Source organism: Hoylesella enoeca JCM 12259, from assembly GCF_000613405.1.
In the GTDB taxonomy this organism is placed as follows: domain Bacteria; phylum Bacteroidota; class Bacteroidia; order Bacteroidales; family Bacteroidaceae; genus Prevotella; species Prevotella enoeca.
On the sequence record NZ_BAIX01000061.1, the window covers coordinates 1 to 9,909 of the forward strand.

6 protein-coding genes and 3 pseudogenes are annotated in these 9,909 nt (G+C 43.8%); 8 read left to right on the forward strand and 1 reads right to left on the reverse strand.

Annotated elements, in window-relative coordinates:
- Positions 1 to 829 precede the first annotated feature (829 nt).
- From JCM12259_RS11685 to JCM12259_RS15390, 8 genes and pseudogenes are all read left to right on the forward strand, one after another.
- On the forward strand, positions 830 to 2,059 hold the full coding sequence (locus JCM12259_RS11685) for a site-specific integrase (RefSeq protein WP_025066588.1): 1,230 nt from the start codon (positions 830 to 832) through the stop codon (positions 2,057 to 2,059).
- A gap of 65 nt (positions 2,060 to 2,124) precedes the next feature.
- Positions 2,125 to 3,405: a site-specific integrase gene (locus tag JCM12259_RS15380; protein ID WP_148299625.1), complete on the forward strand. Its 1,281-nt coding sequence runs from the start codon at positions 2,125 to 2,127 to the stop codon at positions 3,403 to 3,405.
- A 464-nt stretch (positions 3,406 to 3,869) separates the two neighbouring features.
- Positions 3,870 to 4,193 carry a helix-turn-helix transcriptional regulator gene (locus JCM12259_RS11695; RefSeq protein ID WP_004353888.1) on the forward strand — a complete coding sequence of 108 codons (324 nt, stop codon included), beginning with the start codon at positions 3,870 to 3,872 and terminating at the stop codon, positions 4,191 to 4,193.
- Positions 4,193 to 4,567, forward strand: coding sequence for a hypothetical protein (locus tag JCM12259_RS11700; RefSeq protein ID WP_025066590.1), 375 nt, complete (start codon positions 4,193 to 4,195; stop codon positions 4,565 to 4,567). Before JCM12259_RS11695 ends, JCM12259_RS11700 begins: the two co-directional genes overlap by 1 nt.
- Positions 4,568 to 4,570: 3 nt before the next feature.
- A pseudogene (locus tag JCM12259_RS15385) lies at positions 4,571 to 6,635 on the forward strand (AAA family ATPase).
- Positions 6,623 to 6,931 (forward strand): helix-turn-helix domain-containing protein, encoded by a 309-nt coding sequence (locus tag JCM12259_RS11710; protein ID WP_025066591.1) that lies wholly within the window; start codon positions 6,623 to 6,625, stop codon positions 6,929 to 6,931. The pseudogene JCM12259_RS15385 and the gene JCM12259_RS11710 overlap by 13 nt, the downstream one beginning before the upstream one ends.
- 215 nt (positions 6,932 to 7,146) lie before the next feature.
- The gene (locus JCM12259_RS11715) at positions 7,147 to 7,752 is read left to right on the forward strand and encodes a DUF6088 family protein (RefSeq protein WP_025066592.1); all 606 of its coding nucleotides are present in this window, start codon (positions 7,147 to 7,149) and stop codon (positions 7,750 to 7,752) included.
- A pseudogene (locus JCM12259_RS15390) lies at positions 7,745 to 8,751 on the forward strand (nucleotidyl transferase AbiEii/AbiGii toxin family protein). The gene JCM12259_RS11715 and the pseudogene JCM12259_RS15390 overlap by 8 nt, the downstream one beginning before the upstream one ends.
- 83 nt (positions 8,752 to 8,834) lie before the next feature.
- Here the strand turns inward: JCM12259_RS15390 and JCM12259_RS11725 are convergent.
- Positions 8,835 to 9,909, reverse strand: a pseudogene (locus tag JCM12259_RS11725) (helicase); the annotation flags it as partial.

A 9,909-nucleotide genomic window follows, 5' to 3' on the forward strand; every position in this document is an offset into this window, starting at 1 on the left:
CCGAAAAGCCCTTTGTTTATTGGTGTTTAGCGCATGCCTTACGCGCGCGCGTAAGGTAAAGCTGTGAAGGTGTCTACGCCAGGTGCGATGTGTGTGTGTGTGTGTGTGTTAAGACTTTTTCCGAGATATGCAAATATAAAGCGTTAAAAGATGCAAGAGAATTGGAGTTCTTTTGCATCGCGCTGTTGTTTATATTTGCTCTTCTTGCCATTCTAATAACTATCAACTGTCAATTATCAACTATCAACTGTCGAAGATGCCCGCAAAGGTAAATAAAATTCTTTAATCTTGCAAATTTTCCTATAAAAGATTGTTGATTGAGTGAATAGAAGTGTTTTGCGGAAAGGTTACAGAACTGACCTGCATTCAAGGTTGGGATTCAAGATAAAACGTTATAAGTATGCTCTCGACAACATGGGATAGTCAGCTTCCTGCCCGAACGCAGTTCTGTCGAGTGCGTCAATCGCCCGGCGTTTAACGGTTAATTGCCGGACAACTAAGCATCAATTGCACGACGTTTAACGGTTAGTTGTCGGCCAACTAATCAACGAAAATGAAGAAATATCGAAATTGGTGTAAACAGACTGATAATGAGCAGGAAACGGAATAATTTGCATAGAAGTGCTCTTTTCAAAAAGAGTTATAATATGCAGATTTAAGCAGAAGTTCAGTTACCAAACCATTACCCGATTTTGTCATAGGTAACGATGGAGCAATGTTCGGTAACTGAATTATTTTCGCTCGTGTGGCTGTTGCTGCGGTCGGCAGTTTTCTGCATAAGTGAGGAACGCTTTGAATTTGGTAATTTTGCCACAAAACATCAAAGCGTATGAAAACAGAAAAAATGAAGGTGTTGCTCTACCTCAAAAAGAGCGGTCTGGACAAGTCGGGTAAGGCTCCCATTATGGGACGCATTACCATTGGGCGTTCTATCGCACAGTTCAGTTGCAAGCTCTCCTGTAATCCTGACTTGTGGAATCCCCGTGAGAGCAGAATGGACGGAAAGAGCCGTGAGGCTGTGGAGGTGAATGGCAGGTTGGAGAACTTGCTGCTGTCCATCCAGTCAGCCTATCAGTCTTTGCTTACAAGAGGTTGCTCATTTGACGCAACCGACGTGAAGGAACAGTTTCAAGGCAGTGTGCAGACGCGGTGCATGCTCATCGAAAGACTTGATATGCTCATAAAAGAGAAAGAAAGTCATATCGGTATAGACCTCAGAAAAGAGTCAATGGCAAGCTATCACTCCACGAGAATCCACTTGCAGGAGTTCATCCATAAGAAGTATAAGGTTTCTGACTTAGCCTTCTCACAACTGACAGAGAACTTCATCCATGAGTTTCAGCAGTACTTCTTGGGGGAGTGTGGATTTCAGGAAAGCTCATTCTACAATGTCGCCACCTATTTGAAAACAGTTTGCAGGCTGGCTTACCGTGAGGGGTTGGCAGACATCCTGCTTTTCGACAAAGTAAAAATCAGCAAGGGTAACAAGAAACTCCCCAAAGCACTTGACAGAGGGGCATTTGAGAAGTTAAAGACTCTTCAATTTGAGGACTTGGAGGAGGAAATGGAAACGGCAAGGGATATTTTCCTCTTTGCCTGTTATACGGGTGCTGCGTATTGTGATTTGATGGAACTGGACAAGTCCCATCTTGTGCGTGATGACGAGGGTAGCCTTTGGCTGAAGTTCAACCGTCAGAAGACAAGTGTGCCTTGCCGTGTCAAACTGCTGCCCGAAGCCATACGGCTGATGGAAAAGCTCCACAGCGATGAAAGGGAAACATTGCTCCCTTTCATGGGATATGCCACTTACCAATCTTATTTGAAAGCCCTGCGGCTTCGTGCAGGCATCTCGTTTCCTTTTACCACACATACGGCAAGGCACACCTTTGCCACACTCATCACGCTTGAACAGGGTGTACCCATTGAGACCGTGAGTAAGATGCTGGGGCATTCCAACGTGAGCATGACCGAGCGTTATGCAAAGGTAACGCCACAGAAACTCTTTGAGGAATTTGACCGTTTCCTTTCTTTCACTGAAGATATGCAGTTGGCTATCTGACCTTTTCTTTAATTCAACATTGTTTTATAGTTAAATAACACATGAACTATTCAATCAAGTCCATTATGAGAAGTACATTCAAGATACTATTCTATATCAACAGACAGAAGACAAAGGCAGACGGCAATACCGCCATTCTCTGCCGTATCACCATCGACGGAAAGAACGCAGCCATTACCACAGGAGAAGAGTGTAAATTCTCCGAGTGGAACACCAAGCAGGGTTTGACAACCAACAGGAATACCAATCAAAGGATCAATGAGTTCAGGGATTTGGTGGAAAAGACCTATCGGGACATTCTTGTAAAGGATGGAGTGGTAAGTGTGGAGCTTGTAAAGAACCGCTTACAGGGTATTGCCACCAATCCGACCACGCTCCTTGCCATGAGCTGGGCGGAACTCCAAACAGTCAAGGAAAGTGTTGGCAGATCAGGGGCAGAGGGAACTTACCTTAATCTGTTCTATTCTGACAGAAATCTCCGTGAATTTGTAGAAAACAAAGGAGTGCAGGATATATCCATCGGAACAATTACAGAGGACTTGTTCGAGGAATACCGCTTCTTTCTCAAAAAGCGTGGACTGAAAGCATCCACCGTCAACAGCAACCTCTGCTGGCTGAGCCGACTAATGTTCCGTGCGGTCAGCAAGAGGATTATCCGCTGCAATCCGTTTGAGAATGCCAAGTATGAGAAGGAAGAAAAGAAGATACGCTTTCTGCAAAAGAGCGATGTAATGAAACTTATGTCAATGAAGATGAACGACAAGGAAGCGGAACTGGCAAGACTGATGTTTGTCTTTTCCTGCTTCACAGGCTTGGCTATCTCAGATATGGAGAATTTGGAATACAAGCATATCCAAACGGCAGCTGGCGGACAGATGTACATAAGAAAGGAGCGCCAGAAGACCAAGGTTGAGTTCATCGTGCCGTTACATCCCATAGCGGAAGCCATCATCAGCCATTGCAGGAATTCGCAGGCAGGAAACGAAGAACAGCAGACGGTGAAAGAAAAGGGCGACCGCTTTGTCTTTTACCGTGATTGCAGCCGTAGCGTCATGGATACCAAGCTGAGCATCGTGGGAAAGGCTTGCGGTATCCACCAAAGACTTTCCTACCACATGGCAAGACATACATTCGGCACGATGAGCCTAAGCGCAGGTATTCCTATTGAGAGCATAGCCAAGATGATGGGGCATGCCTCCATATCAAGCACTCAAGTTTATGCGCAGGTGACGGACAACAAGATATCAGAGGATATGGACAGGCTCATTGCCAAGCAATCGGCAAAAGAAAAGGAACTTCGGAGAGAGAGGTTTGTGAACCAAACTCTCGTATCTCGTTGTATATAAACTTTCTATATGTTTTGACAAATCATCAGTGTAGCATTTTTGTAGCAGTATTCTGACCGCTTAATGACTACCATTCTGACTACCTATTGAAAGCTCAACCGCTCTCTTTTCTTGGGTACAAAGATATATAAAAATGTACTACCATCCAAATCTTTGCGTCATAAATATTTAGAGATTTTACTGCTACATTTTCCAGTGCAAGGTGCAAGCCCTTATATATAAAGGGTCTTGCACCTTGCACTGCGTATTTTTTAAAACAATTTTAATTGTCTAAACCGTATTTCATATTGTCTTTTTTCAGATTAAAATCATTATATTAGCCAATATATTATGTGTTCCGCTACTGTTAAACAAACTTGCACTGGCTGCAAGACAGATTGCATAGTATGCAAACATTTTCATGTAGCGGGTTGCTCTTGTGACAGTGCTTTAGTAATTTTATAAGTATGAAAGAATTATTGGAAATGCTGAAGTCGGCAAGAGTGAAAAATGGTTATTCGCAGGAGTATCTGTCTGTTATTCTGAAAGTTAGTTCGAGCCGAATCTCGCGCTGGGAAAAAGGAAAGACAGCAATGACCCTTGATCAAGTTCTGATGTACGCTTCTAAAGTGGACATCCAGCCTACCAAAATATTCGAGTTTCTTGCACGTAATGGGCAGACTGATCCTTTACCTATAGCAGAAATTCACCTGGAGGTTTTCACTGAGGAAGCATTCAGAAGACTTTCACAGTTAGTCTGTGAACTCGGAATAGAACATGTAACAATTAAAACCAAACGATTACGCTGATGGAAATAATCGCAGTAGAAAGCCAAGCCTATCAAGAACTGATAGACAAGCTCAATCGTATTGAGCAGTATGTTGAGCGCACCTCCCGTCTTATCCAAGACATTGACGACGAGCTGGAGATGACCACGAAAGACCTAATCGGGACTCTGAATGTTTCAGAGTCCACCCTTTACCGCTGGCGCAAGAAGCAGCTGGTGCGTTACCGCTACACGGAGGGCGGCGATGTGCGCTACTTTTTCAAGTCAATCATTATTGCCGTGAAATGTAGCCGGCTCCGTGTATCAGGGATGAGGAACGATGAGATTCTCGGACGACTCAACCGCTTCAAGGACAATCTTATAATGAGTTCTTGCCTTAATCCTAAAAATAGATAAAGTATGATAGATAAAGAACAAATACTTTTGCTTACACAAGGAGGGTTGAACGTGTTCTCCCATTTCCTTGGCTTTGAGGTGAACCTTCATCGCAACTTCCGCAGTCCTTTCTATGATGACAGGCGGGCTTCCTGTCATATTTTCTATGACAGGAAGAGCTCATCCTATAAGTTCTATGATCATGCGATACCGCTATTCAGGAGACTGTTTCTGGTTTGTGGCAACCTTGCACAGCCTAAACCTGAAGACCGATTTCCCAAAAGTCTTGAAAATCATCGTACAAGAACTGGGACTGTATTCTTTGTATGACGGTGAGAGGTGTAGCGAGGGCAAAATTGCTACGCCGATTCAGAAAAGTCTAGTCATCCCAAGTTCAAAGGCTGACATTACCGAAAGTAAGGAAGAACGTCCATACAGTTTCGAGATACAGCCATTTGACAATGGGCTGCTGAACTATTGGGGGCATTATGGCATCCATGAGGATACACTCCGCCTTTTTCGGGTACGGAGTCTTAAACGCTATGAGAGTATTTCTTCTGATGGAAGAAAATTTGAACTTTATGGCTCACCTACGGAACCTATCTTTGCTTATATCGGAAACGGGTATGTCAAAATATACCGTCCCCACAGCCCGAAAATCCGCTTTCTTTATGGTGGGCGGATGCCTGCCACCTATTGCTTCGGAATGGAGCAGATTCCTGCCAAAGGAGATATGCTCTTCATTACAGGCGGGGAAAAGGATGTACTCTCATTGTATGCACACGGCTTCAATGCAATCTGCTTCAACAGTGAAACGGCACAGATACCGACAAGCATCATCGAGAGCCTTCAGCTTCGCTTCCGACATATCATACTTCTGTATGATGCTGACGAGACAGGCGTACGCGAGAGTCACAGACAAGCAGAACATCTGGCAGAATACAAAGTATTGAACCTTTCACTTCCGCTAAGTGGTACGAAGTCTGAAAAAGACATTTCAGATTTCTTTGCCTTGGGCAACGGGGCAAAGGAACTGAAAGAGCTGCTTGCCAAGATGTTCTCAGACCTATACAGCCAAACCATGATGATGTTACGTTCCTGTGAAATTGACTATGAGAATCCACCGGACATTTCCAAATCAGTAGTAGCAGTAAACGGTGTGCCACTCGGCACGCAGGACAATCTGTTCTGCATTACTGGAGGTGAGGGGACAGGCAAGAGCAACTATGTCGGAGCCATCCTTGCCGGAGCGTTGGGAGAAAAACGATTGCCGATAGAGAATACCTTGGGATTGGAGATTACCGCCAATCCCAAAGGCTTGGCAGTCCTGCACTATGACACGGAACAGTCCGAGGCACAGCTGCACAAGAACTTGGGTAAGACACTGCGTAGGGCTTCTCTGACGGCAGTACCGGAGTTTTGCCATTCCCTGTATCTTGCCTCTCTGTCCCGCAAGGACAGGCTGAAGCTTATCCGCGAGAGTATGGACTTGTTCCATCACAGGCATGGAGGCATCCATCTTGTGGTGATTGACGGAATAGCCGACTTAATACGTTCCGCCAACGATGAAACGGAAAGTATTGCCATTGTGGACGAGCTTTATCGCTTGGCGGGGATTTATAATACCTGTATCATCTGCGTGCTGCACTTCGTACCGAATGGTATCAAACTCCGTGGTCATATAGGCTCGGAACTGCAACGCAAGGCGGCCGGTATTCTCTCCATTGAGAAAGACGACAATCCCGAATACTCTGTGGTGAAGGCATTGAAAGTCCGTGACGGAAGTCCGTTGGACGTACCGATGATGCTTTTCGGCTGGGATAAGACAGAGGACATGCACGTCTATCGTGGTGAGAAGTCTAAGGAGGACAAGGAAAAGCGCAAGACCGATGAACTTATCGGCGTTGTCAGAGAGGCTTTCAGAAAACCCCTCAAGCTCACTTACCAAGAACTTTGTGAGGTCTTGATGCGCGAGATGGAAATCAAGGACAGAACCGCAAAGAAGTACATCGCCTATATGAAAGAACAACGTATCTTGGCACAAGATACCAATGGTAACTATCAAAAAGGAGAACTATGTCGTACTTAGAACATCATACAGAAGATACATGGCAGAAACGATTGTTTGATAAACTGATGCGTGTCGAGGACAAACTCGACCGCCTGCTGATCCTGCAAGAGCAATCTGTTGATACAACAGTCCATCCTCCCTTGAAACCCGAATACTTGGATATCATTGATGTATCCAAGATTCTCAAAGTGGAGCAAAAGACCGTTTACAACTGGGTTTGGGCAGGAAAAATCCCTTATCTCAAAGCCAATGGACGATTACTTTTTCTCAGGGAAGAGATTGACGAGATGCTGAGAAGGCGAGATAGTTGGTGATGCGTATTTGTTGGTTTTTATTGTTGTTTTGTTGTGTAAATGCAAGCAGTTACATTACAAAATAACGGTTACAAAATTGATAATACGTACATTAATACTGGCATAGCTCGTTAAGCTCGTACTTTTCTCTGTTTTTTGTGCTGATTATGAGATTTTATATGTACCTTTGTTGTCGTGAATAATGCATTATTTCGCGACAAAATACAATTATAATTATGACAAAAAGCATTGAAAGTAAAATACTTATAAAATCAAAGAAGTGCGGACGCGGTTCTGTATTTTTTGTGGGGGATTTTATTTCGTATGGCAATCGAGATGCCGTTAATAAGGCTTTGGAACGTCTCGTAGAAAAAGGACAGATGCTTAGGGTTGCACGTGGCATTTATTGCTACCCCAAAATGGAAAAAGTATATGGCCTGGGTATGGTTCCTCCATCGCTTGAGGATATTGCCAAAGCAATGGCAAAAAGGGATGGCGCAAGAATTGTCCCAACGGGACTTTATGCCCAATACCAGTTAGGACTGACTCAACAGATACCGATGAACATAGCTTACTTAACCGATGGCGTCTCACGTACTATAAATCTTGGCGAAGGGAAAAACATAAAATTCAAGCGCGCCTCTCCCAGATATTTCTCCATCCGTAGCCGGTTGGCCCTTCTCTTAACAACAGCCCTTAAAGACTGGAAAGTAGAGAAACTGACTGATGAGCAGGTTGCTACCATTAAAATGAAGTTAAACGAAAATCCTCACCTTCAAGTTGCCGACCTCAAACTGATGCCTTCAAAGGTAAGGGAATTTATAGTTGGTCTATATGAATAGGTTTCTTGGATTATCCGATTCACAACGGAAAAGCGTCTATGAATCAATTGCAGATAAAGTCGGGTTACCCGCACAAGTGATTGAGAAAGATTTTTGGGTAACTGCAATCTTGCAAACTATCTTTTCACTTCCTATAGCAGAGCATCTTGTTTTCAAAGGCGGCACAAGTCTGAGCAAAGGTTGGAAACTTATAGAGCGATTCTCGGAAGATATAGATGTTGCTGTCAATCCTGTTTTTCTTGGTGCTCCTGAAGGAGATCTCACAAAAAAACAAATCAAGAAATTGCGCAAGGCATCATCGCTTTTTGTTTTAGAGGAACTAACCCCTATGATTTGTGAAGAACTAAAAAGACAAGGCTTGCAGTCGTTTGTCACAGTTAATGCCCAACCCAATGGCGAAGGTGAAGCCACCTATCCCGAACCACGTCAGATTTATCTTCACTATAAATCAGTTTTTGACAAGGAGCTTACATATCTCCGCCCTGATATTGTATTGGAAGTGAGTGCACGTTCATTGCTTGAACCGACAGAATCAATACAAATTAAAAGTATTATTGGAGAGCATCTTCCGATTACACCATTGGCTGACAGTGCCGTTCATACTGCTATTCCCGCAAAGACATTCCTTGAAAAGGCGTTTTTGCTTCACGAACTCTTCTCCATTCCCGGACACGGAATGATAGCAGAGCGCAAGAGCCGACATCTTTATGACCTTTACGTATGATGAATAAAGATTTTGCAAAGAAAGCCATTGCAGATGATGCATTATGGGAATCTATTCGTCATCATAGAGAAATTTATACTTCAGTGAAAGATGTGGATTATACTCCTGATGTACGCAAACGTCTCAGGATTGTCCCCCGGAAAGATATTCTTGAAGAATGGAAATCAGACTATCAGGCAATGATGGAATCAATGATTTATGGCAAAAAGCCTTCATTTGAAGAACTGTTAGATGCACTATCCGAACTTCAAGAAAGGTTTAGGATAAGCAAATAGTAAACAACACAAGTAATCTATTAGATTTTGGCAATAACAAGCGTTATTTGCCAAAATCTAATAGAGAGAACTAAGGAATAACATTAAGGATAATGTCGCCATTTCGGTTTGAAACTCTGCGAATGTTTCTCCTCTTCTGCATCCTGAACAGAAAGGTTATCATTCCCTTTCCCGACAGAATGATTGTTGCCGGACAGACCCTCTCCTTGTTTCATTTCATCCTTTGCATCTTGTTCCTCTTCCGGAGGTGAAAGTGTTAAGACTATTTTTCTGTCCAGCTCCGCAGCTTCACTTTTAAGTGAGCGAAGCTCGTCCTCTTTTTTCCACGAGCTGTTTGCAATAGTAATGTAAACCTCCTTACCAGCAGCTACTTTTTCCATTTCCTTCTCATGCGACTCTATCACCTTCGGGATACGCTCCAAAGCATTAACGAAGTTCTGGCAGGCGAGTTTCGGGTCTGTTGCCAACTTACCGTTATTATAGGTATAGTAAATACTCTCCTGACCTTTCACAAAGAAGCGGTTCACCGAGCAGTCGAACAAGTCCTTGGAAGTACTCTCTGTCTTGACCATGATGGAAAAGCCGTAAATCTCACCGATTTTGTTGTACTCGCCCTTGGTTCGTGCCTTTTCGTCTATCTCCTGCAGACGTGCAGCAATGGCCTTGATGTCTGTACTGTCTTCCACACCTTTGATTGTCAGTTTATTTATAGGTGTACCTTCATCATCACGCTCCACACACTTCTCAAAGAGAGCTAAATCAGACTGTGCCTCTTTGATTTTGTCCGTATGGAAGGATACAGAACTCTCAATCTCTGCCAACTTGCCCGTTGCGGCATCACGCTCACGGAGGAAGTTCTTGCGCTCTGATTCCAATGTGGTAATCTTCTTGTCCAGTCTTGCTTTCTCCAAAAGGTCGGTATTGCCAGAAAGCACCGCTACGTATTCGGAGAAGTTCATGCCGCTGTCCTCGTCCATTGAACCCTCGTCAATGGTACGACTGCCAAGCGTGTTTGTCTTCAGCTGATTGATGAAAAGCTGCTTGTTGTGAAGCAGGTTGAACTTATAACTGTCTAGCGATCGCTCTACGGCATAGATAATCACATCGACCTTGTTGTCGGCAAACTCCTTGGCAACAAGGTTTCCTTTACGGATGGCA